Raw genomic sequence first — 23,821 nt, 5'->3', positions numbered from 1 at the left:
CTCTGGGGGAGCTCGTATACATAGTAGTACAAACTACTAGAGGAGGGTGAAGTATGCTGAAAAAAGGATCTACAGCAGCTGTTACGTGTATCGCGTCAGCCATGCTTTTGTCAGGATGCGGATTGTTTCAAACAGACCAAGCGAAAACAGAGATTGATCCACCACAAAACGTCACATATGTGAAAGAAAATAAAGAAGATAAACAAACAGCCAAAGAAGGAAAAGAAGAGAAGCAGGCAGATACGGTGATGAGAGAATTATATTTAATTGATAAAAACGGGTATGTCGTATCTCAATCTATTCCGCTGCCGAAAAATGAAGGAAGTGCCAAACAAACCCTTGAATATCTCGTGGATGGGGGACCCATTTCTAACTTAATGCCGAATGGCTTCAGAGCAGTGCTGCCAGCGGACACGAGGGTATCTGTTGATATTAAAGACGGAACGGCGGTTGTCGATTTTTCAAATGAATTTAAAAACTATAAAAAAGAAGACGAGCAGCGCATTTTGCAATCTGTCACTTGGACGTTAACTCAGTTTGATTCCATAGCCAAAGTCAAATTGAAGATGAATGGACATGAACTAAAAGAAATGCCAGTGAACGGTACACCTATCTCAGATGATTTAAGCAGAGAAGACGGTATTAATATCCAGCACGAGGCTGCTGCTGATATGACAGCGACAAAGCCAGTGACGGTTTACTATTTAGCTGAATCTGATGAACAGACGTACTACGTTCCGGTGACCACAAGAGCGCCAAAAGACGAGGATGATCCGATTACAGCAGCGATTGATGAGCTCGTCTCTGGACCAAGCAAAAAAAGCCATCTGCTTACAGACTTCGATCAAGATGTGAAGCTGAATGATGTACCAAAAGTAAAAGATGGCCATGTGACACTTGATTTCAACGAATCTATTTTTGGCAGTGCGGATGAAAAGAAAAAGGTCATTTCACAAAAAGTTCTTGATAGCATTGTGCTCACATTAACCGAGCTGCCGGACGTCAAAAGCGTATCTGTCAAGGTGAACGGCAAGGCTGAGCTTGTGAACGAAAAAGGAGCAGAGCTCACAAAGCCGGTTTCACGACCAGAACAAGTGAATACAGGTAGTTTTTAACGTCACACATTGATATAATGGAGAAAAAGAGGCATGCATATTCGCTGCCTCTTTTTTATTCCAAGCGATTAGAACGAGCTGAGGTTGTCAAAGTTAGTAGGAGAACCCCGCTGGCACTCGCGAGGAATGTATATCGTAACGGAGGTAAAACATGAGATTAGATGAAAGACAATATGACGAATTGAGAAAAATTGAAATAGAGGCAGGCTACATCACGCATCCAGAAGGCTCTGTCTTAATCTCAGCGGGAAATACGAAGGTGATTTGTAACGCATCGATCGAAGACCGCGTACCTCCTTTTTTAAGAGGAGAAGGAAAAGGCTGGATCACAGCAGAATATAGCATGCTTCCAAGAGCAACTGCACAAAGAACGATAAGAGAATCATCTAAAGGAAAAGTCACAGGACGTACAATGGAGATTCAGCGTTTAATTGGACGAGCACTCCGAGCAGTCGTTGACTTAGAAAAGCTTGGCGAACGCACCATTTGGATTGATTGTGATGTCATTCAAGCAGACGGCGGCACACGCACAGCATCCATCACAGGTGCTTTTGTTGCCATGACACTTGCGATTCAAAAGCTAAGAGCTGAAGGAGTCATCAAAGAAAACCCGATTACTGATTATTTAGCGGCGATATCCGTCGGAATTGATTCTCAGCAAGGACTTCTGTTAGATTTAAACTATGAAGAAGATTCTTCTGCTGAAGTAGATATGAATGTCATTATGACAGGCGCTGGTCGCTTTGTTGAACTTCAAGGCACAGGCGAAGAAGCGACATTCTCAAGAGAACAGCTAAACGGACTGCTTGATTTAGCCGAAAAGGGCATCAAAGAATTAATTGAAAAGCAAAAAGCAGTAACAGGAAAAGTGATCGAATAAAGAGAAGGGTTTGATCAGGATGAAAACAGCCATCATTGCAACGCACAATGCGGGCAAAGCGAAAGAATTCAAAGCCATTCTTGAGCCAAAAGGATTCACGGTCAAAACACTAGCAGACATTGGCTTTACTGAAGAAATTGAAGAAACAGGACAAACCTTCGAAGAAAATGCCATCATCAAAGCCGAGGCCATTCAAGCCAAAGCAGGTGAAATGGTCATTGCAGACGATTCCGGTCTGTCCATTGATTATCTGGGCGGAAAACCTGGCGTGTATTCAGCGAGATACGCTGGTGAGCATAAAGACGATGCGGAGAATGTGGAAAAAGTGCTGAGCGAACTTCAAGGCATTGAAAAAGAAGACCGCACAGCCAGATTTAGATGTGCCCTTGCTGTCAGCATACCGGGAAAAGAAACAAAGACGGTAGAAGGATCAGTAGAAGGCTTCATCGCAGAAAAACCAATCGGCGAAAACGGCTTCGGATACGACCCAATTTTCATCGTCAAAGACAAAGACCAGACGATGGCCGAGTTATCACCAGAGGAGAAAAACAAGATCAGCCATCGAGCGGTCGCGCTTCAAAAGCTTTCATCACTGCTAGACGCAAATGAATAAGGGGGAATGAAGCCATGAAGATACTCATCATTAGTGACAGTCATGGACTCACAGACGAACTTCAAACCATTGCCAACCGGCATGCGGCTGAAGTTGACATGATGATTCACTGCGGAGATTCAGAACTCGAAACGAACCACCCAGCACTCGAAGGATACAAAGTCGTCAAAGGAAATTGTGACTTTATGGGCGATTTTGAAGAAGAGCTCCTGCTCCCACTTGATGGAGGCGGAAAACTATTTCTCACTCACGGACATCTGCATGGCATCAAACAATCCTTACTTCAAGTCTACTACCGTGCAGAAGAGCTGGGCGCAGACATTATCTGCTTTGGCCACTCGCACATTCCAGGCAGTGAACTGCTCAGAGGAAAACTGCTCATTAATCCAGGCAGCGTGCACTTGCCAAGAGTGCGAAAAGAGCGCAGCTATGCTATACTGACACTAGATGGAAGCGAAGCAAACGTACAGTTTTTCACGGACGAAGGTCTTGCCATACAAGACCTCGAAAACACTGTCACATTGGAAGGTATTTCATAAGGGTGCAGCATTTGCCCCTTATGAAAAAACTTTCGAAAAACCGTTGACTTTAAAGAACAATAGTAATATAATAAATCTTGTCGCTGAGGTAATACACCACAGCACACTACATAACAACATGTCCCAGTAGCTCAGCAGGATAGAGCAACGGCCTTCTAAGCCGTCGGTCGGGAGTTCGAATCTCTCCTGGGACGTACTAAATTAAAAGCCTGAAACCCTTTGTTATCAAGGATTTCAGGCTTTTTTGTTCTTTAGAACTTAAATTCGTAACTCGCTTCAAAACAGGGTTTTGAGAGCGGGATTATTTTTAAGTATTTCCGTTCCCTGTTTTTGTATCAAAGAAGCGTAAATTGACATAGTTGTATCCATTTTTGTATGCCTGCATAACTGCGATTTATTTAAATGATTGGATCATTCAGTTCGTAATTTGGGTAGCAATAATAAGGCGGTCTACGTCCAATTTCAGGCATTAGCCATGAATGCTCCATATAAACCATAGTGACTTTTTCCATTGAATGATTCACAAGTAATAACTCTACTTCTGGATTAAATTCATATCTCAATCCAATGACCTCCTTATATTAGGAATGTGTGGATTCCCCGCCGTCAACATGCAGCACTTGACCTGTAACAAAACGTGAATCATCAGAAGCTAGATAAACAAATGTTGGTGCGAGTTCAAATGGATGCGCAACTCGTTCCATTGGATTAAATGCTCCATATACAGCCACTTGGTCTGACGAGAAGCTTGCTGCAATGAGCGGCGTCCAGATTCGACCTGGGGCAACGGCGTTTACACGAATTCCTTGTTTTACAACATTTTTAGCCAAAGCACGTGTCCAACCAACAATTGCACCTTTTGTGGCTGTATAATCAATCATTTGTTGCTCCCCTACATACGTTACGACTGAAGAAGTACCGATAATAGAACTGCCTGGTTTTAAGTATGGAAGCGCTGCTCTGGTTGTGTAAAAATGTGAGTATATGTTGACTTTAAAGGTGTCATCGAATTGTTCGTCTGTAATGTCAAGAAGGCTTGGTTGTTGAAATTGGATACCAACGTGGTTACATAGAACATCTAGACGTCCGAAGGTTTTTACTGTTTTCTCTACAATGGTGATACATTGCCTTTTATCTCGCAAGTCTCCTGGCATCAATAAGCAACGGTGCCCGAGTTCTTCGATTCTTGCTTTTGTTCTATTAGCATCTTCGTGTTCATCTAAGTATGCAATCGCAACGTCAGCACTTTCCTTTGCGAAGGCAATGGCTACGGCTGCACCAATACCGCTATCTCCTCCTGTAATAAGAGCAACTTTTCTCGCTAACTTACCACTCCCTTTGTAATTTGTATTTTCAATAATTGGAAGTGGGGCCATTAAACCTTCTACACCAGGATGACGAAGTTGACGTTGTTCAGGTAAATTAATTGGGATTTCTTCATAGCGTGTGATTTTTCCGTAATTAGGGTACATGGGATAAGGTTGAGTTTTCATTTTCTCTAAAAACATCTGTTGCATTTGTTTTATTTGTTGCAACTTACGCTCATCAGAATCTTGTGCCATTTAATTCCCTCCAAACGTACTTATTCCCTTTTAATATCTATGTTGTTTACTGCTAATCCAAGTATTAATAATGAATAAACTTGTGAGGGAGTTATTTGAAGGGTTGCAGTAAGCTTTTATGAGTAGGTTGGAATTTATAGGTGTTTAAACACGCGTCAGCAATCTGAACGTAATAACAAAAAAGCCTGAAACCCTTTACTATAAAGGATTTCAGGCTTTTTTGTTTGTTGGAACTTAAGTGGCTGAACTATCGTAGTAGAAATTCCGTCTCATTCCAATCTATATAAGCTTGTACAATGAGACGGTAATAAGTTTAATTTATTACGTAGCAGCAATCTTGGTACATAACTTCACATTTATATGGACATCGGCATTCCTCTAATTGAAATGTTTCCTAATAAAGATAAATATCAGCTGTTTAAATAATGCCTTTAAAGAAATGGGTTGAATGTATTATTTTGTCGAATTGGAAAAAGTCTACTAGTTAGACATATTTCAAGCATAAGTCCAAGACGCAGAGCAGAAATAAAGGCGCCAGATGACAAGTGAAAGCTTACCAAAAGACTTATATTGAAGTAAAGCCCTTCCGACATGGAGGGGCTTTTCTTAGTTATTCATCACTGGCCAATTCCCATATTTTTTGACCGTCTGCCATATAAACTGCACTTGGTGTATCTTCATAAAGAGAGATCTCAAACAAAGTGTTTCCCTCAATTAACCAAGTATATAAACTGTCTTTTTCATTATTAAGGGGAGGCGATAAAATTTTATTTACTTGAAAGACTGTAGCGTAATATTCTTTATAATTGATGTCATCATCTTCTAGACCGTTATCAGTTTCAAAAAATGTATCAGTTCTACCGATTAGCCTTAATCCATTTTCATATTCCAATGTAAGGTCTCTATTTTTGTATTTTGATAATGTTTTAAATAAAGAATCAGGTTCCATGTCAATCCTCTTTTCTCATATTTATGATGGTTGTGAAGGCACGATGTGAGCGCCGTTTTTACTATAATGTATAATGCCTCTTGTAGTCTCTTCATACTTATTGGTCTCTGTATTGTAATGTTTTCCTATGACTTGACCAAAATCCACTCTTTCTTTATTTTTTGTTTTTAACATATCACCAGTACCTGCATGTTTATCAAGCAATTTTTGTGCTTTTTTATTATCTCCAAAGAAGATACTCTTTGTTTTACCATTAGCTATCTCCTGTTTATAGTTAGGTGCATCAGGAATATGTTTTTCTTGAGCGCCTGGTTTTACTTTTGCAGGGAAACCATTTACTTCACGATATGGACCTTTTGGTACGGAGTGTTTGCCGAAGGAAGGTGTTTTGACAATCTTCTTGGCTACTTTCTCTCCTTTCATTATTTTAAATACGTATTTTCCAACTTTAGCGATTTTAGCTCCGGGTATCATGTACAAGCTTGATACTAGTCGGTCCATGTCAGCGACTTTGTCACCTGTTACAGGGTCTCTTCCTGTGATGACTCGAATGGCATCATTTATTCCTGTAAACTCAACCGCTGTATTTAAGATGTTTGAGGTTTGTTCCCCCGTTTTCAAGTCGGAAATCTTTGTGATGCTTTCAATATTCACTTTGTTTTGCTCCGATATTCGTAACCGATATAGCATTCCGTCTCGAATAACTTCAACTGTTTTGGCATTTGCAAAGTCAATCTTTTCATTTGTATTATATACTTTTCCATTTACGAACACGGCGTTTTGATTGATTTTATTAGACGGTTTCTTCTTCACAAGAGTATCCACATTCGATTGCTCTTTATCATTCAGCTTGTTCAGCATGATCATCATTGGGTTTTCTTTAGGGTTGTCTATTTTTTCATTCAATCCGCTGATGTTGCTGCTGATTTTTTCTTCTTTTCCACCTTTGAAAATAGAGCCCTTTTGATAACTGGTAATCTCAATTTTCGGGCTAGTGAACATCGTGCTTAAGGTGTCCAAATATTGTTTCATTGTATGAAGCGAACTTTTTGTTTCATTTAGAGCACTTGTTTGTTCTCTGTCAAATGCATGAAGTAGTCCAATGGTTTTGGACGTCTCAAGCCAGGCTTTTTGATAGCTTTGTTGAAAAGCAGATTCATCTACATGAGGCAAATGAGCAATATGGCTGACCCTGCTGAGGGCTTGATTCACATCGGATACAATATCAGAAATAGTCCGTTCGGCTTTTTTTAACCCTTGGTCAAGCTCGTGTTCAATGAATGATTGAGAGATAAAACCATTCGGGTTTGATTCAAAAGCATGAAGTGCCTGTTTTGTCTTTTTTAGTGCACCACTGTATTCTTCAATGACGATCTGGTGCAAGAAAGGAATGTGACACTCGATATAAAAATCTTTTATCGCTTGTCCAGCGTCTCCCTTTAATGCGCCGTCTAAGGAGATGATTTGATTGATTTGTTTTTCTAGGGACTTCACATTCTGTGTTTGCTGCTTCAACTTGTTCAGCGTTTGGTCAATTCCATTTTTCAACTCAAAGACATCAAGGGTTTTCATTCTGTTCTCCTTTACTTTCTGTTAGTACTCGTAGCAATTAAGCGTCCACATAAAGAAAGGGAGCTGCATAAACGACAGCTCCCAAGTTGAGGAGTTAATTTTTCTTTTTTCTGTAGTCTTTTACTAAGCTTGAAACAACTAAACCCATCACACTAAAAGCCACAAGATAAAATAAAACATTTGTAACAGGTGTATCAATTTTCCCTAAGATCATCACAAGGGCAATCATAGCGCTGGGTAAAGTAATTAATAACATTTTGGATGGCGTGCTTTGCTGTGACACTTAATGACCTCCTGATTGATCCATTAAATAGATATTTTAGTTGATTTTAACATATGGAGATTATGCGAACAACATAAGGGGGATAGCAATCTACTTTAAGAGCGGACAAATGAAACTTACTGATTTTATGGAAATCATTTCAATTAAACCTTTTGTGTAATAAAATGTATATGATTTATACAAAGGGGTGAGTTGGCGGTGAAGCATCTTTTAACGGCAATCGTAGTGGGGATCATTGTATATGTTGCAGATAATCGTTTAAGCATGTTTCCGTTGATGCTGATTTTAGCGGTTGCGATCTATATCGTAAGCAGGATTAGCGAATCATTGATTAAGAAATACTTAAAAGAAAATAGTTAATAGCACCGCCCTCCATTGGAAGGGCATTTTTAAATTAACCTCCCTAATGAAAAAGGCATTGTAAAGCGGTAAATATGCAAAAGAGAGAATATTCTTTCTCCAACTAAAAAAAGTAAGGTGTATAAAATCAAAACGGAGAACCCGCTTGCCTTGTGACGGATTTTCTTATCATGCAATGACGAGAAACCCATGAAATTATGGGTTCTTTTATTTCTCTAGTCAAACTAAATTAAGGTGCCACCAATTCAACTTTCATTCTATCAGGATCTTCGAAATAAACTGCGTAATGTTTATCGCCGCCTGCGAAGGGGTGTGTATTGGCATAAAGAATTTTAACCCCCATGCTTTTTAATTTTTCAGTCATATCATCTACTTGCTGCCGGGAACTGGCATGAAAAGCCAGGTGGTTTAGACCTGCCCTGCGTCTATGATAGGGTATGTCCATAAATCGTTCCTCCGTTTGTACGAAAACGATATAAGTTTCTCCCAATTTCCAACTTCGACCGCTTTCCCAGGTTTGATAAGGCTCGTAGCCTAACTCCTCTAAAAACCACCCCCAAAAAATAATCGAATTCTTTAAATTCGAAACATTTAGTTCAATATGATGAATAAGTCCTTTTGACAATAGAAGAACCCCCATTTAGAAGATTAATTATTATATGACTTAATGTAACTTAATTCAGATGAATATGGAACTCTATTTAATGGTTTAACTGTTAATGAATAAATCTAAAGAAGAATATGCTGCTTCTCGACAGCTTTCAGCAATTTTAAGGCAAATTTAAGATCGGATTTCATTTCAAATGTATTAAATCTTTGTTACAATAAGACAGCTTTGCTCAAATGAGACGTTCCAAGGTTCGACATTTTTTTAGTATTTCTTAAAAATTTTATGGTTTGATATGAAACTCTTTGATTGAGTCATGCGTCTCTATAAGTGTCAAAAGAAAAGAGGTTATCAATATGCTATTCAAAAAGCTATCAGAAAATAAGTCTGTAAAATGGATAGGATATACAAGCTTTTACTTACTTATTTTGCTATTATTGTTCTTTATTTACGGATTCCACACAGCAAATACGGGATCATTCATTTACAACGATTTTTAATTGGAGATTAAATTATGAAACTATTACAAACGATTCATGAATACCAGCAAACGAAACCAACACAGCCAGCATTTGTTTCTCAACATGCGTCGATCACATATGATGAGCTTTGGCATTTATCAGACCAAATGGCTGGTGCGATCGATGCAGTCGCAGCTGGCAGTGAACCTGTCATTGTATACGGTCATATGGAGCCAGAGATGCTGATTTCTTTCTTAGGCAGTGTGAAATCAGGCAGACCGTATATTCCGGTCGATATCTCAATACCTGTCGAGCGCATCGTCTCAATTATTGAAAGCTCAAAAGCCAGTCTATTGATTTGTGCAAATGAGCAGAATGTATTAGATGTAGAAGAGCACATTGAAGTGAAGAGTGCGGCATCGCTTTTAGCACTTGAAAAAGAAGCACCGCCATCCACGCAGTGGGTTCAACAAGATGATGTTTTTTACATCATTTATACGTCTGGCAGTACCGGAAAACCGAAAGGCGTTCAGGTAACAGCCAATAATTTAGAAAGCTTTACAGAGTGGATGTGCCGCGACTTCCCAATTGGTGAGGGACGTACTTTCTTAAATCAAGCACCATTTTCTTTTGACTTATCAGTGATGGATCTCTATCCAGCGCTTCAATCAGGCGGCACGCTTTACTGTTTAGTGAAAAATCTTGTGAATAAGCCAAAGGATATGTTTGCAGCACTTGGTCAATCTGACGTTGAAGTGTGGACATCAACACCTTCTTTTGTGCAAATGTGCTTAATGGATCCTTCCTTTACAGGGGAGCTTTTACCTGAGCTGAAAGTTTTCTTGTTCTGCGGTGAGGCGCTTCCTGTAGCTGTAGCAAGTGCACTTCTGGAGCGTTTTCCAAAGGCGCAGGTCTTTAATACGTATGGTCCGACTGAAGCAACTGTTGCGATCACATCAATTGAAGTCACGCAGGCGATTCTTGATCAGCACGATTCTTTACCAGTCGGCTATGCCAAACCTGATACAGACATCGTCATTTTAGATGAAGAAGGCAAGAGTCTTCCTGATGGTGAAAAAGGGGAAATTGTCATCGTGGGGCCAAGCGTCAGCAATGGCTACTTAGGTGAACAAGCCTTGACAGATAAAGTGTTCTTTGAATACGAAGGACGTCCTGCTTACCGTACAGGTGACGCAGGTGTGGCGCAGGATGGATTAATTACGTGCCATGGTCGTCTCGACTATCAAATTAAGCTTCATGGATACCGGATGGAGCTTGAAGAAATTGAATATCATGTAAGCGAGACAACCTATGTCAATGCTTGTGTGATTGTGCCATTCCAGCCAAACGGTCATGTCGAGTACTTGATTGCAGCGATTGTTCCAGCAGCTCATTCATTTGAAAAAGAGTATCAGCTGACAAGTGCGATTAAGAAAGAAATGGCGGATTCACTGCCAGCGTACATGATTCCAAGAAAGTTTGTGTATCTTGAGCAGCTGTACATGACGCCAAACGGGAAGGTTGACCGTAAGAGAATCGCGAAAGAGGTTCTTCTATGATTCCGTTTAGTTCATTCTTTTTCTTCATTCTAATTGGTATTCTTCTTTTGCCGACGATCATCCTTGGTCTTCGCGGCAAAAGAATGCAGGGCTACAACATGTTTGCAACGGTTGTGGCGCTGGCGCTTATTTTCTCAAAGGATGCCCATGGCGCGCTGCTGCTCTTCTTGTTCACGGTGTGGCAAGTCATCATCATCCGCCTGTACCTTGCATACCGGTTAAAGGCGAATCAGGCATCCGTTTTCTATACAGCAGTGGTGGCATCTATTTTACCGCTTGTGCTGTCAAAGATTTTACCGTTCTTTTTAACTCATCAGCCGCACCAGCCGCCGCCAATGAACTGGCTGAGCTTTTTGGGGATCTCGTACTTAACATTTAAAGGTGTTCAGTTAATTATCGAGACAAGAGACGGCTTGATTAAGAAGAAAATTCCGGTTCACCGTTTGGTCTATTTCATTGTCTTTTTCCCGACGATTTCATCAGGTCCGATTGACCGTTACCGCCGATTTGAAAAGGATATGGATACGCCGCCTGAAAAGGAAGCATACAGTGATCTTCTATATGCCGGTATTCATAAAATTTTTATTGGCTTCTTATATAAGTTCATTATTGGGTATCTAATTCACACATATATTCTGATGAATATCCATCATATTAGCAGCAGTCACTTTGTTCAGCAGTTAACGTATATGTATGCTTACAGCATGTATTTGTTCTTTGACTTTGCTGGATATACAATGTTTGCTGTAGGTGTGAGTTATATTATGGGTATTAAATCGCCAGAGAACTTTAATAAACCGTTTATCAGCCGAAATATTAAAGACTTCTGGAATCGCTGGCACATGTCCCTGTCCTTCTGGTTCAGAGACTACGTGTTTATGAGATTTGTGTTCTTTATGACCAAAAAGAAGTGGATTAAGAACCGTATGGCTGTATCAAATATCGGGTACTTTGTCCTCTTTCTATTGATGGGTGCTTGGCATGGTCTTGCCCTTCAATATATTATTTACGGACTATATCATGCAGTTGTCATGTCCGGTTACAATTTATTTGAGAAATGGAATAAAAAGCACAAGTGGTGGCCGGATAATAAGGTCACAATGGTTGTGTCAATCATTATTACATTCCATGTGATTTGTTTCGGATTTTATATTTTTTCAGGAAAACCATTTCATCATTAATGATTAAGGGAGTAGAAAATTATGGAATTTAAAAATCAAGTATACGGTATTATTGCAGAGGTTTGTCAGGATGACGTTGTGAAAGAAAATCCAGAGATTGCGATTTTTGAAGAAGGTCTTCTTGATTCATTTGGTACAGTAGAACTGCTTATGGCAATTGAAAGTCAACTCGGAATCACTGTTCCGATTACAGAATTCGATCGTGATGTGTGGGATACGCCGAATCATATTGCTGAGCAGCTGGCAGAGATGAAGTAATGAAAAAGCGTTTTTTTGGGCCGCTTATTTTAGCGGCTGTTCTATTCATTGGTGTTCTTCTTGTACCAAATGCATGGCTCTCACACCTGATCCCAAAAGACAAATTACAAAAGTCAGCTACAGAATTAGATCCAGGGATGTTTCAAGGGCTTTATTTACAAGATGAAATGCTAAAAGATCCAACTTATTTGCCGATCTATGGATCTTCTGAACTATCACGTTTTGATCCATATCACCCTTCGAATTTCTTTCATGAGAATCCTCAAGGGTTTACACCTTATCTTATTGGAAAAGGTGGATCGCAATCATTAATTCATGCGATGAACTTCGCAGCGCATATGGATGAATTAAAAGGGAAGAAGCTTGTATTTATCGTGTCCCCGCAGTGGTTTGTGAAATGGGGATCTGACGAGAATCACTTTGCACCTAACTATTCAGCGCTTCAAGCACTTAATCTCGCCTATAATAAAGAAATTGATCCAACTGTGAAAAAAGAGCTCATCAAAAGAATCATGAAGTTTAAAGCAGTCAAAAATGACATGGTGATTACAGAGCTTTTTAAAGCAGAGCTATCTGGGAACAAGTTCGCTTATGGCGCGATTTCTCCTATTGCGAAAATGTACTATGGCATGCTTCAAAAGAAAGACATGTACTATACGATTGGATCGGGGCATGAGCGCAAGCTTCAACCGTCTCCTTCAGTCAAAGGAAAAACATGGGCTGAGCTTGAAAAAGAAGCGAGCATTTTTGGTGCGAAAAGAGCAGGGGACAACCCGTTTTATATTAACCAAAAACTGTTTGACCACAAGCTGAAACCGATCATGAAAAAGATGAAGGATTCCCGTGAAGGTCATTCTTATGCGGAATCACCAGAATACAAAGATTTTCAAATCATGCTGGATATTTTAAAACAGGCAGGGGCGAAGCCTTTGTTTGTGACGATTCCTGTCAACGGAAAGTGGTATGATTACACAGGTTTTCCGAAAGAAGGCCGTACAGGTTATTATGAAAAAATCAATCGTCAAATTCGAGATAATGGGTATGAAGTCGCGGATTTGACTAAGCATGAGTATGATCCATATTTCTTTAAAGATACGATTCATGTGTCTTATAAAGGATGGGTGTACATCGATAAGGCAATTGAAAAGTTTTACAAAGAGCAGTAGAATGCAGCAGCTTTCTGCTGCTTTTTGTTTGTCGAATCAGCGGATATCTTGTATAACTAAGGGAAAAGGGCTATGCTGTAGATGGAGGCGATATGATGAATCGTTCTGAGAAAAAAGAACTATTAAAGCGTTCGAAGAAGCATTTTAATGATCATGCCTTTTGGGAAAAGCTAAAAAAGACGGCCCAAAAAGCTGGTGTCTCTCTTGTCTATGCTGTGCTATTACTTTACTATACATTGCAAAAAACCGAAGTGCCGGTTAAAGCAAAGACCCTGATTATTGGAGCACTCGGCTATTTTATCCTTCCACTTGATCTCATTCCGGATACATTGGTTGGTGTCGGCTATACAGATGATTTAGGAGCCATTACATTTGCTTTGCTTCAAGTAGCAATGTACATTGATGATAATGTGAAAGGGAAAGCAAAAGACAGGCTGTCAAAATGGTTCGGCGAAAAAACCGATACGTCTTTGATTGATCAAAAGCTTGAGGATGGCGGTATGCCGTCTGTATAAAGAAAAGCCTCCGTTATTGGAGGCTTTTTTCTTTACCCTAAAAATTTCACGCAAACTGGATGAGGGACGGTAATGTCTGATTGTAAGACAGTGAGTCGTCCTGTTTCTTTGTCGCGTTTGTATAACACGAGATTGCTAGATTCTTGGTTTGAACCGACGAGGAATTCTTCTGTTGGATCAAGCACAAAATCTCTAGGCCAGTTACCTTCAGAAGAAGCAATCTCGACAAGACTTAATTGACCGTCAGCGTCTGTTTTAAAAATCGCAATGCTGTCATGACCGCGATTTCCTGCATAAACAAATTGTCCGTCTGAAGAGACATGAATGGCACTGCCTTGATTGTTCTCTGTAAAATCGCTTGGAATGGTCGCGATTGTTTGGATCTCTTCAAAATGACCATCTTCAAAGTAACGAAGCACAATGACCTCGGAGCTTAGTTCTGTCATTACATATGCCACAGGTTTCGTTGGGTGGAATGTGATATGACGAGGTCCGCTGCCTGGCTTTGTTTCAAATGTATGAGCAAGCTCAAGTTTGCCGTCTTCTTTCTTATACGTATAAATTCCATCTGTTCCAAGGTCAACAGCCACTGCAAATTGTTCATCTGGCGTGAGACCCATAAAGTGAGTGTGCGGTTTTTCCTGACGATCTTCGTTAGGGCCAGTTCCTTCATGCTGCGCCTGTGAGAGCGTGCGGATCACTGAGCCATTTTCAGCATCGATTTCATACATCTCTGCTGTCCCTTTATGATAATTCGCTGTATACGCTGTTTTCGTTTGACTGTCCACGCTGACGTGGCAAGGAGAAGCTCCATCGGCAAGCTCTTGGTTGATGAAGTGAAGTCTGCCTGTTGTCGAATCAATTTGATACGCAGCAAGGCCGCCCTGTGATCCTTTTTTCACAACAGCATAAACAAACTTTTGATCCTCTGACACGGTTAAATATGTAGGATTTTCAAGTTCAGCAGCGACTTCTACTTGCTCAATCTGCTGCTTGTCCGTATTTAATGTAAACGTATAAACGCCTTTACTGTCTCCCTTAGTATACGTACCGATATAACCTCTGATGTTAGCCATGTATTGCCCTCCTTCTATTAGATGCTCTCATTCTATCATAAATTCATAGGAAAACGCTTTAGAAAGGCATGCCAAAAGAAAAAACAAAGTCAATGAAATCTCACAATATTCATCAAAAATGTTGTGAAAAAATATCACAAAAGTTTTCTCAAAAGAAAACCGTTCATGTAAAGTAAATAAATTGAAGAAAAAATACAAAAAATTTTAAGTTTTTTCATTCCTTGTCTAGCAAAGGTGTAAGCGTATACATTTAATTTTGATTAGTCTAAATTGTCTAATAATTTTAAAAATGCTGTTGACACTGTATGGAAAGCGGCGTAAGATGGGTTCAACAAAAGCTAAACAAACACGCAGTGCAAGCGAGAGACACTTCAATATAAAGTGTCTGAAAATTCAACTACTTTTTGTTTGAAAGAGAGGGTGCTCACTGAAAATGGAAGACCAAAAGGAACAGTGGATCTTTTTAAACGATGAACTCGTGAAAAAAGAGGATGCGAAAATTTCAGTTTACGATCATGGCTTCTTATATGGCGACGGTGTTTTCGAAGGGATTCGCGTGTATAACGGAAATATCTTTCGAATGAAAGAACATTTAGACCGCCTGTATGATTCCGCTAGATCCATTATGCTGAACATTCCATATTCACTTGAGGAACTCACGGAAAAAATGATTCATACAGTTGAAAGGAACGGCTTAAAGGACGCCTATATCCGCCTTGTCGTCTCAAGAGGAGCAGGTGATCTTGGATTAGATCCTAACAACTGCGGGAGAGCCAATACAGTGATCATTGTAGAGCCGCTGGCCATTTTTCCAAAGCACCTATATGAAACGGGTATTGATATTGTGACGGTTCCAACAAGACGAAATCGTCCAGATGTCCTTAGCCCAAAAGTGAAATCATTAAACTATTTGAATAACATTCTTGTCCGAATCGAAGCCCATATGGCCGGTGTGAGTGAAGCGCTGATGCTGAACGATCAAGGGTACGTGGCGGAAGGTTCTGCAGACAACGTGTTTATTTATAAAAAAGGCAAGCTTTATACACCGCCAGGTTATATCGGCGCACTTGAAGGCATTACAAGAAATGCCATCATGGAGATTGCAGAAGACTTAGGCTACGAAGTGAAAGAAGAACCATTCACAAGACATGATGTGTATACAGCTGAAGAAGTATTTCTAACAGGAACCGCAGCCGAAGTCATCGCCGTTGTAAAAGTTGACGGCCGTACAATCGGTGAAGGAAAACCTGGGTTCCACACAAACAAACTTCTTGAACAATTCCGCAAGCGAGTAGTTGAAGAAGGAGAAAAAGTCGTTTTTACAGATGAAAACATTCATGCAAGTTAAATAGATATCGATAAACGTTGAAGAGGACTAGTAGCTTTAGAGTCAGTATCTACAGAGAGCCGGTGCTAGCTGGAAACCGGTGTTACTTTCTAAAGTGAACTCACCTCTGAGTGTCTGCTTGAAATGATAGTAGGGCAGACCGAGTGACATTGCTCACTCGTTACCAAAATGGACGAAAGATGTCCATGAGACGGCAGCAGGATATGCCGTGAACAAGGGTGGTACCGCGAAAAAACAAAGCTTTTTCGCCCCTTTGACCTAGTGAAAAGTAGTGTCATTGTGGGGTGAGAAGGCTTTTTTATATGGTCTCATATCTCTATCTTGAATAGAAAAGGGTGAAAGGACTTGACTGAAGCAAGACAAAGAGGAGGAAATCAAATGGGGACAAATGTACAAATGGAGACGGAAAAATCAAAAGCGCCACAAACGATGAACGGTGCACTCATGTTAATTGAAGCACTCAAAAGAGAAAAAGTAGAAGTCATTTTCGGCTATCCAGGCGGAGCAGTTTTACCAATCTACGATAAAATTTACGATTCTGGTTTATTTCATGTCCTGCCAAGACATGAGCAGGGAGCGATTCACGCAGCAGAAGGATACGCAAGAGTATCTGGTAAACCAGGTGTTGTCATTGCAACATCAGGGCCGGGAGCGACAAACCTTGTGACAGGGATTGCAGATGCAATGATTGATTCACTTCCCCTTGTTGTATTCACAGGGCAGGTGGCAACGTCAGTCATTGGATCGGATGCTTTCCAAGAAGCTGATGTACTCGGCATCACAATGCCAATTACAAAGCACAGCTACCAAGTAAGAAATCCAGAGGAATTACCGGGTGTCATTAAAGAGGCATTCCATATCGCAACAACAGGCAGACCTGGTCCAGTTTTGATTGATATTCCAAAAGATGTCGCAGGCATTGAAGGAACGTTTGAATATGATCAGCCAATTGATTTACCTGGTTATCAGCCAAAAGTAGAGCCGAACTATTTGCAAATTCGCAAATTGGTAGAAGCTGTCAGCAGAGCGAAAAAACCAGTCATTCTAGCAGGAGCCGGCGTACTTCATGGCAAAGCATCTGAAGAATTAAGACAGTATGTAGAGCAGCAGCAAATCCCAGTCGCTCATACACTGCTTGGACTTGGCGGATTCCCGGCAAAGCATCCTCTTTTCCTAGGGATGGCCGGTATGCATGGCACATATGCAGCGAACATGGCTCTTCATCAATGTGACCTGCTCATTTCAATCGGAGCAAGATTTGATGACAGGGTAACAGGCAACCTTAATCATTTTGCGAAACATGCGAAGGTGGCTCATATTGACATCGACCCAGCGGAAATCGGCAAGAACATTCATACCCATATCCCGGTTGTTGGAGACAGTAAGCTCGTTCTTAAAGAGCTGATCAAGCAGGACGGGAAGCAAGGGGAATCAGACGAATGGAAAAATCAATTAGATCAGTGGAAGGAAGAATATCCACTCTGGTACGTTGAAAACGAAGCAGAAGGCTTTAAGCCTCAAAAGCTGATTGAATACATTCATCAATTCACAAAAGGTGAAGCCATTGTCGCAACTGATGTCGGACAGCATCAAATGTGGGCGGCACAGTTCTATCCATTTGAAAATGCAGATAAGTGGGTCACATCTGGAGGTCTTGGCACAATGGGCTTTGGATTACCAGCAGCCATCGGCGCTCAGCTGGCTGATCAAGAGGCAACTGTTGTGGCAATTTTAGGAGACGGAGGTTTCCAAATGACCCTGCAAGAACTTGCCGTTATCCGTGAGCTGAACCTTCCAGTCAAAGTGATTGTACTCAATAATCACAGCCTTGGAATGGTAAGACAATGGCAAGAAATTTTCTACGAAGAACGCTACTCACATTCTAAATTTTCAGAGCAGCCAGACTTCGTCAAATTATCTGAAGCTTATGGCATTAAAGGAATCAGAATCTCATCAGACGAAGAGGCGAAAGAAAAGCTTGAAGAAGCCTTAACCTCTAGAGAGCCTGTTTTCATCGATGTCAATGTAGCGAGAGATGAAAAAGTATTCCCGATGGTAGCACCGGGGAAAGGACTTCATGAGATGGTGGGGGTGAAACCTTGAAAAGAATTATTGTGTTGACTGTATTAAATCGATCAGGCGTACTGAACAGAATCACAGGCCTCTTTACTAAAAGACACTACAACATTGAAAGCATTACGGTCGGCCATTCTGAGATTCAAGATGTATCACGCATCACGTTCGTCGTCCATGTAGACCAGGAGAAAGACATCGAGCAGCTGACAAAACAGCTGAACAAACAAATCGATGTTCTGAAGGTAACAGACATTACAAACCAATCAATCGTTCAGCGAGAGCTGGCTTTGATAAAAGTCGTATCTGCACCAGCATCTAGAATGGAGATCACGGGGGTCATTGAACCGTTTAGAGCTTCTATTGTAGATGTGAGCAGAGAGAGTGTCGTCATTCAGGTGACAGGTGAGTCTTCAAAAATTGAAGCACTCATTGAATTACTTAAGCCATACGGCATTAAAGAAGTCGCCAGAACTGGCACTACGGCCTTTGCGAGAGATAATCAGCAAAAGCTGCAAACAAATAAAACAATTTCAATTGTCTAAACAAAAGGAGAGAGTCAAATGGTAAAAGTATATTATAACGGTGATATTCAAGAAAACGTATTAAATGGTCAAAAGGTAGCAATCATTGGTTACGGTTCACAAGGTCATGCACATGCATTGAACTTAAAAGAAAGCGGCGTAGATGTGATCGTCGGCGTAAGAAAAGGTGGATCTTATACAAAAGCACAAGAAGACGGCCATCAAGTATTCACAGTAAAAGAAGCAGCAGCACAAGCAGACGTCGTGATGGTACTACTTCCAGATGAGCAGCAAAAGAAAGTATATGATGAAGAAATCAAAGATCAATTAGAAGCTGGCAACTCACTTGTATTCGCACACGGATTCAACGTTCACTTTCATCAAATTGTTCCTCCAAGTGACGTAGACGTGTATCTTGTAGCTCCAAAAGGTCCAGGACATCTTGTGAGAAGAACATATGAGCAAGGCGCTGGTGTACCTGCCCTATTTGCTATCTATCAAGACGTATCTGGCCAAGCAAAAGACAAAGCACTTGCTTATGCAAAAGCGATCGGCGGAGCAAGAGCGGGCGTTCTTGAAACAACATTTAAAGAAGAAACAGAAACGGATCTTTTTGGTGAGCAGGCAGTTCTTTGTGGAGGTCTTACTTCACTAGTAAAAGCAGGATTCGAAACGTTAACAGAAGCTGGTTATCAGCCAGAGCTCGCATACTTCGAGTGTCTGCATGAACTAAAATTGATCGTTGACCTTATGTATGAAGAAGGATTAGAAGGCATGAGATATTCAATCTCTGATACAGCACAATGGGGTGACTTCGTATCAGGACCACGTGTTGTGGATGCAAAAGTAAAAGAATCAATGAAAGCTGTTTTGACTGATATCCAAAACGGTACATTTGCAAAAGAATGGATTGTTGAAAACCAAGTGAATCGTCCACGTTTCAATGCGATCAATGCAAATGAAAATGAGCACCAAATTGAAATCGTTGGTAGAAAGCTTCGTGAAATGATGCCTTTCGTTAAACAAGGAAAGAAAAAGGAAGCGGTGAGCGTCGGTGCGGAAAATTAATTTTTTTGACACAACACTTCGAGATGGAGAGCAATCACCAGGAGTGAACTTAAATGCACAAGAAAAGCTAATCATTGCAAAGCAGCTTGAGCGCCTTGGGGTTAATATCATCGAAGCGGGTTTTCCCGCTTCATCCCGAGGGGATTTCTTAGGCGTACAAGAAATTGCAAGAACGATTAAAAACTGTTCTGTTGCTGGTCTTGCACGATGTGTGAAAGGTGACATTGATGCTGCATGGGAAGCATTAAAAGATGGAGTGGAGCCAAGGCTTCATGTCTTTATTGCCACTTCTGACATTCACCTGAAGCATAAACTAAAGAAAACACGTGAAGAAGTCGTAGAACAGGCAGTCGCAATGGTGAAATATGCGAAAGAACGTTTTCCAGTTGTCCAATGGTCAGCAGAAGATGCGTGCCGTACAGATCTTGCTTTCTTGGCAGAAATTGTAGAAAAGGTCATTGACGCTGGGGCGAGTGTCATTAACTTGCCAGATACAGTTGGATACCTAGCGCCAAAAGAGTACGGTAATATTTTTAAATATATGAAGGAACACGTTCCAAATATCGACCGCGTCAACTTGTCCGCTCACTGTCACGATGATCTAGGAATGGCTGTGGCAAACTCACTTGCTGCCATTGAAAATGGAGCAGATCAAATTGAAACGGCTGTCAACGGAATTGGCGAGCGCGCTGGAAATGCCGCGTTAGAAGAAATTGCAGTAGCTCTTCATATTCGAAAAGATTTTTACCAGGTGGAATCAACGATTCAATTGAATGAAATTAAGCGTACAAGTGATGTAGTGAGCAAATACTCAGGAATGATTGTGCCGCGTAATAAAGCAGTCGTTGGAAACAACGCATTTGCACATGAATCAGGTATTCACCAAGATGGTTTCCTCAAAGAAAAAACAACCTATGAAATTATTTCTCCAGAGCTTGTCGGCGTGACAACAGATGTGCTTGTCCTTGGAAAACACTCCGGAAGACACGCGTTTAAAGACCGCATGAAAACACTAGGCTTTAAACTAACGGAAGACGAAATCAATAAATTCTTTGAGACTTTCAAGAACTTGACAGAGAAGAAGAAAGAAATTACAGATGATGACTTGATCTCTATTATATTAGAAGAAAAAGTAGCAGATCGAAAAATCGGCTACGAATTTGAAAGTCTGCAAGTACACTATGGAACAGAACAAATGCCAACAGCAACAGTTTCTCTGAAAAATCAAGAAACACAGGAAGTCATTCAAGAAGCAGCTACAGGTGCAGGCAGTGTAGAGGCTGTGTACAACACGCTTGAGCGCTGTATGGAAGAAAGAATTCATTTGCTGGACTACCGCATTCAATCAAATGGAAAAGGCAGAGATGCACTAGCAGAAGTATATGTCACTGTTTCAATAGAAGGAAAAGAAACAGCAGGACGCGGTGTAGCGCAAGATGTGCTTGAAGCATCGGCGAAAGCTTACGTCAATGCGGTGAACAGGCATTTAATCTTCAAATCAAATCTGATTGAAATTGAGAAACATCACGCGATCTCATAGGAAAGGAGGAAGGTTCTCATGAAAAAGAAAATTGCACTTTTGCCCGGCGATGGAATCGGACCGGAAGTCGTGACATCTGCAGTCGCAGTCCTTCAAGAGACAGCGGCTCAATTTAGGCACGAATTCGAATTTGAAACTGCGCTTATTGGCGGTATCGCAATAGATGAAAAAAACAACCCGCTTCCAAAGGAAACAGTAGATGTATGCAAAAACGCTGATGCGATTTTATTAGGAGCAGTCGGCGGACCAAAGTGGGATCAAAACCCGCCAGAGCTCCGTCCAGAAAAAGGCCTGCTCGCCATTCGTAAACAGCTGGACTTATTTGCCAACATTCGCCCTGTAAAGGTGTTCGATAGCTTAAGCGAGGCATCTCCGTTAAAACAGGATCACATTAACGGAGTTGATTTCGTCATCGTTCGTGAATTAACAGGTGGTCTCTATTTTGGTGAACCAAGCGAACGCTATACGGATGATGAAGGAAAAGAAGCTGCCGTTGACACGCTCTTTTATACAAAGGAAGAAATTGTCCGCGTATTAAAAGAAGCGTTCGACATGGCCTTAACAAGACGGAAAAAAGTGACGTCTGTGGATAAAGCGAATGTTCTTGCTTCTAGTAAACTATGGCGGGATGCAGTAGAAGAAGTTGCTGCTCAATATCCAGAAGTTGAATTTGAGCATATGCTCGTCGACAATGCTGCCATGCAGCTGATTTACAAACCCGCTCAATTTGATGTCATTGTGACGGAGAATATGTTCGGTGATATTTTAAGTGACGAAGCTTCTATGATTACTGGATCACTCGGCATGCTGCCATCTGCTAGTTTATCAAGCACAGGCCTTCATTTATATGAGCCAATTCATGGTTCAGCACCCGATATTGCGGGGCAAAACGTTGCAAACCCTCTGGCAACCATTTTATCAGCAGCAAGCTTGCTTAGAACTTCCTTTGCATTAGAAGACGAAGCGGCTGCAATAGAAGAAGCTGTGGAAACTGTTCTTGCCTCTGGCAAACGAACAAAAGATTTAGCAGCAAAAGAGGGAACTTATCAAACGACTGAAGAAATCACTAATGCGGTTGTAGACGCACTCAAGCAGCGCGTGCAAACCATTGTAAAATAGAATCTTGTGGAATTAGATAGAGGGAGGAAAAGGGTTATGCCTCGAACAATCATCGAAAAAATATGGGATCAGCATGTAGTCAAAAGCGGCGAGGGGAAACCAGACCTTTTATATATTGATCTGCACTTGGTGCATGAAGTGACATCACCTCAAGCATTTGAAGGATTAAGACAAAAAGGGCGCAAGGTGAGAAGACCTCAAAACACGTTTGCGACGATGGATCACAACATCCCAACTGTGAATCGATTTGTGATCAAAGATGAGATTGCTAAAAAGCAAGTGAGTGCTTTAGAGCGCAACTGTGCGGAATTTGGCGTTCGTCTTGCTGACCTTCACAGTGTTGACCAAGGAATCGTCCATGTCGTTGGACCTGAGCTTGGATTGACACTTCCGGGGAAAACAATCGTTTGTGGAGATAGTCATACATCAACTCACGGCGCGTTTGGTGCACTTGCCTTTGGGATCGGTACAAGTGAGGTTGAACATGTACTTTCTACACAAACACTTTGGCAGCAGCGTCCGAAAACGCTAGAAATTAGAGTAGACGGAAAGCTTCAAAAAGGGGTAACCGCCAAAGATGTCATTTTAGCCGTCATTGGTGCGCACGGCGTGAAGTTCGGCTCAGGTTATGTCATTGAATACACTGGGGAAGTATTCAGAAACATGACAATGGATGAGCGGATGACCGTTTGTAATATGTCAATTGAAGCAGGCGCAAGAGCAGGATTGATTGCACCTGATGAAATCACCTTCGAATATTGCCGCGGCCGCAAATATGCACCGCAGGGCGAAGACTTCGAAGCAGCTATTAAAGAATGGGAAGAACTTAGAACAGATCCAGGTGCAACCTACGATAAAACCATTGTGTTAGATGGAAATAAGATTTCACCAATGGTTACGTGGGGAATTAATCCAGGAATGGTACTGCCTGTGGATGCATCGATCCCAGGACCTGAGGACTTTGCACAAGAAGATGATCAAAAAGAAGCGATTCGTGCTTATGAATACATGGGTGTCCATCCGCATCAGCGTATAGAAGATATTACGATTGAGCATGTCTTTATCGGCTCATGTACGAACTCAAGAATGACTGATTTACGCCAAGCCGCTTCTATGATTGAAGGACAAAAAGTAGCAGATCATGTCAGAGCGATTGTGGTGCCAGGCTCTCAAAGTGTCAAATTGCAAGCAGAAAAAGAAGGTCTTCATGAAATCTTCCTTGAAGCAGGATTTGAATGGAGAGAATCAGGCTGCAGTATGTGCCTTAGTATGAATAACGATGTGGTACCGGAGGGCGAACGCTGCGCGTCCACATCAAACCGTAACTTTGAAGGGCGTCAAGGGAAGGGTGCGAGAACGCATCTTGTCAGCCCGGCAATGGCTGCAATGGCTGCGATACATGGCCGATTTGTCGATGTCAGGAAGTTTAATCAAGAGAAAACAGTCGTGTAAG

At 41.2% G+C, this 23,821-nt stretch carries 25 protein-coding genes, 1 tRNA gene and 1 other annotated feature; of the genes, 19 read left to right on the top strand and 7 right to left on the bottom strand.

Going from position 1 to position 23,821, the window contains the following annotated elements:
* Window positions 1-53: 53 nt before the first annotated feature.
* From MHI23_RS12935 to MHI23_RS12915, 5 genes are all read left to right on the top strand, one after another.
* On the top strand, window positions 54-1,115 hold the full coding sequence (locus MHI23_RS12935) for a GerMN domain-containing protein (protein ID WP_041107157.1): 1,062 nt from the start codon (window positions 54-56) through the stop codon (window positions 1,113-1,115).
* Between the two features lie 151 nt (window positions 1,116-1,266).
* Window positions 1,267-1,995 (top strand): ribonuclease PH, encoded by a 729-nt coding sequence (rph, locus tag MHI23_RS12930; RefSeq protein ID WP_076840328.1) that lies wholly within the window; start codon window positions 1,267-1,269, stop codon window positions 1,993-1,995.
* 10 nt (window positions 1,996-2,005) lie between these two features.
* The gene (locus tag MHI23_RS12925) at window positions 2,006-2,608 is read left to right on the top strand and encodes an XTP/dITP diphosphatase (RefSeq protein ID WP_162860205.1); all 603 of its coding nucleotides are present in this window, start codon (window positions 2,006-2,008) and stop codon (window positions 2,606-2,608) included.
* 14 nt (window positions 2,609-2,622) lie between these two features.
* Entirely contained in the window at window positions 2,623-3,147 is a 525-nt protein-coding gene (locus MHI23_RS12920; RefSeq protein ID WP_076840329.1) for a metallophosphoesterase, read from the top strand.
* A 120-nt stretch (window positions 3,148-3,267) separates the two neighbouring features.
* Window positions 3,268-3,341 (top strand) — tRNA-Arg (locus MHI23_RS12915).
* Window positions 3,342-3,545: 204 nt separating this feature from the next.
* Here MHI23_RS12915 and MHI23_RS12910 read toward each other — a convergent pair.
* The 5 genes from MHI23_RS12910 to MHI23_RS12890 form a co-directional block, all read right to left on the bottom strand.
* A complete protein-coding gene (locus tag MHI23_RS12910) occupies window positions 3,546-3,710 on the bottom strand; it encodes a hypothetical protein (protein WP_196769440.1) in 165 nt (54 codons plus the stop codon).
* An 18-nt stretch (window positions 3,711-3,728) separates the two neighbouring features.
* A complete protein-coding gene (locus MHI23_RS12905; protein WP_342492001.1) occupies window positions 3,729-4,709 on the bottom strand; it encodes an SDR family oxidoreductase in 981 nt (326 codons plus the stop codon).
* 610 nt (window positions 4,710-5,319) lie between these two features.
* On the bottom strand, window positions 5,320-5,658 hold the full coding sequence (locus MHI23_RS12900; protein WP_056768056.1) for a hypothetical protein: 339 nt from the start codon (window positions 5,656-5,658) through the stop codon (window positions 5,320-5,322).
* A gap of 21 nt (window positions 5,659-5,679) precedes the next feature.
* Entirely contained in the window at window positions 5,680-7,230 is a 1,551-nt protein-coding gene (locus MHI23_RS12895) for a T7SS effector LXG polymorphic toxin (protein WP_327831393.1), read from the bottom strand.
* Between the two features lie 94 nt (window positions 7,231-7,324).
* A complete protein-coding gene (locus MHI23_RS12890; RefSeq protein ID WP_024423197.1) occupies window positions 7,325-7,513 on the bottom strand; it encodes a hypothetical protein in 189 nt (62 codons plus the stop codon).
* Between the two features lie 198 nt (window positions 7,514-7,711).
* Between MHI23_RS12890 and MHI23_RS12885 the strand changes: the two genes are divergently transcribed.
* Complete coding sequence (locus tag MHI23_RS12885; RefSeq protein ID WP_176364997.1) at window positions 7,712-7,873, top strand: hypothetical protein; 162 nt, start codon at window positions 7,712-7,714, stop codon at window positions 7,871-7,873.
* 229 nt (window positions 7,874-8,102) lie between these two features.
* Here the strand turns inward: MHI23_RS12885 and MHI23_RS12880 are convergent, their stop codons facing one another.
* Entirely contained in the window at window positions 8,103-8,498 is a 396-nt protein-coding gene (locus MHI23_RS12880; RefSeq protein ID WP_342492000.1) for a VOC family protein, read from the bottom strand.
* A gap of 332 nt (window positions 8,499-8,830) precedes the next feature.
* Here MHI23_RS12880 and MHI23_RS12875 point away from each other — a divergent pair, with 332 nt between their 5' ends.
* From MHI23_RS12875 to MHI23_RS12850, 6 genes are all read left to right on the top strand, one after another.
* Window positions 8,831-8,980: a teichoic acid D-Ala incorporation-associated protein DltX gene (locus MHI23_RS12875; RefSeq protein WP_024427820.1), complete on the top strand. Its 150-nt coding sequence runs from the start codon at window positions 8,831-8,833 to the stop codon at window positions 8,978-8,980.
* Between the two features lie 14 nt (window positions 8,981-8,994).
* The gene (gene dltA / locus MHI23_RS12870) at window positions 8,995-10,500 is read left to right on the top strand and encodes a D-alanine--poly(phosphoribitol) ligase subunit DltA (RefSeq protein WP_342491999.1); all 1,506 of its coding nucleotides are present in this window, start codon (window positions 8,995-8,997) and stop codon (window positions 10,498-10,500) included.
* Window positions 10,497-11,681, top strand: coding sequence for a D-alanyl-lipoteichoic acid biosynthesis protein DltB (gene dltB, locus MHI23_RS12865; RefSeq protein WP_326349532.1), 1,185 nt, complete (start codon window positions 10,497-10,499; stop codon window positions 11,679-11,681). The genes dltA and dltB overlap by 4 nt, the downstream gene beginning before the upstream one ends.
* 21 nt (window positions 11,682-11,702) lie before the next feature.
* Complete coding sequence (gene dltC / locus MHI23_RS12860; RefSeq protein ID WP_024423191.1) at window positions 11,703-11,939, top strand: D-alanine--poly(phosphoribitol) ligase subunit 2; 237 nt, start codon at window positions 11,703-11,705, stop codon at window positions 11,937-11,939.
* Window positions 11,939-13,105, top strand: a complete 1,167-nt coding sequence (gene dltD / locus MHI23_RS12855; protein ID WP_025092477.1) for a D-alanyl-lipoteichoic acid biosynthesis protein DltD — start codon at window positions 11,939-11,941, stop codon at window positions 13,103-13,105. The genes dltC and dltD overlap by 1 nt, the downstream gene beginning before the upstream one ends.
* Window positions 13,106-13,200: 95 nt before the next feature.
* Window positions 13,201-13,620: a YkvA family protein gene (locus MHI23_RS12850; RefSeq protein ID WP_342491998.1), complete on the top strand. Its 420-nt coding sequence runs from the start codon at window positions 13,201-13,203 to the stop codon at window positions 13,618-13,620.
* Window positions 13,621-13,652: 32 nt separating this feature from the next.
* On the opposite strand, the gene MHI23_RS12845 is transcribed toward MHI23_RS12850, so the two are convergent.
* The gene (locus MHI23_RS12845) at window positions 13,653-14,696 is read right to left on the bottom strand and encodes a lactonase family protein (RefSeq protein WP_034621158.1); all 1,044 of its coding nucleotides are present in this window, start codon (window positions 14,694-14,696) and stop codon (window positions 13,653-13,655) included.
* A 433-nt stretch (window positions 14,697-15,129) separates the two neighbouring features.
* On the opposite strand from MHI23_RS12845, the gene ilvE reads away from it, so the two are divergent.
* From ilvE to leuC, 7 genes are all read left to right on the top strand, one after another.
* Window positions 15,130-16,044, top strand: a complete 915-nt coding sequence (gene ilvE, locus MHI23_RS12840) for a branched-chain-amino-acid transaminase (RefSeq protein WP_039180440.1) — start codon at window positions 15,130-15,132, stop codon at window positions 16,042-16,044.
* Between the two features lie 8 nt (window positions 16,045-16,052).
* Window positions 16,053-16,300 (top strand) — a binding site (T-box leader).
* 122 nt (window positions 16,301-16,422) lie between these two features.
* On the top strand, window positions 16,423-18,147 hold the full coding sequence (gene ilvB / locus MHI23_RS12835; RefSeq protein WP_041107118.1) for an acetolactate synthase large subunit: 1,725 nt from the start codon (window positions 16,423-16,425) through the stop codon (window positions 18,145-18,147).
* Window positions 18,144-18,662, top strand: a complete 519-nt coding sequence (gene ilvN, locus MHI23_RS12830; protein ID WP_041107116.1) for an acetolactate synthase small subunit — start codon at window positions 18,144-18,146, stop codon at window positions 18,660-18,662. Before ilvB ends, ilvN begins: the two co-directional genes overlap by 4 nt.
* A gap of 18 nt (window positions 18,663-18,680) precedes the next feature.
* Window positions 18,681-19,709 carry a ketol-acid reductoisomerase gene (gene ilvC, locus MHI23_RS12825; RefSeq protein ID WP_024423187.1) on the top strand — a complete coding sequence of 343 codons (1,029 nt, stop codon included), beginning with the start codon at window positions 18,681-18,683 and terminating at the stop codon, window positions 19,707-19,709.
* Window positions 19,696-21,249 carry a 2-isopropylmalate synthase gene (locus MHI23_RS12820; RefSeq protein WP_024423186.1) on the top strand — a complete coding sequence of 518 codons (1,554 nt, stop codon included), beginning with the start codon at window positions 19,696-19,698 and terminating at the stop codon, window positions 21,247-21,249. The genes ilvC and MHI23_RS12820 overlap by 14 nt, the downstream gene beginning before the upstream one ends.
* A gap of 18 nt (window positions 21,250-21,267) precedes the next feature.
* On the top strand, window positions 21,268-22,368 hold the full coding sequence (gene leuB, locus MHI23_RS12815; RefSeq protein ID WP_041107114.1) for a 3-isopropylmalate dehydrogenase: 1,101 nt from the start codon (window positions 21,268-21,270) through the stop codon (window positions 22,366-22,368).
* Between the two features lie 36 nt (window positions 22,369-22,404).
* Complete coding sequence (gene leuC, locus MHI23_RS12810; RefSeq protein ID WP_041107112.1) at window positions 22,405-23,820, top strand: 3-isopropylmalate dehydratase large subunit; 1,416 nt, start codon at window positions 22,405-22,407, stop codon at window positions 23,818-23,820.
* The last annotated feature ends 1 nt before the right edge of the window (window position 23,821 follow it).

The organism is Bacillus sp. FSL M7-0003 (genome assembly GCF_038628485.1).
Taxonomy (GTDB): Bacteria; Bacillota; Bacilli; order Bacillales; family Bacillaceae; genus Bacillus; species Bacillus safensis.
The sequence above is the reverse complement of the archived record's forward strand: the minus strand, read 5'-3'. Positions and strand labels throughout refer to the sequence as shown.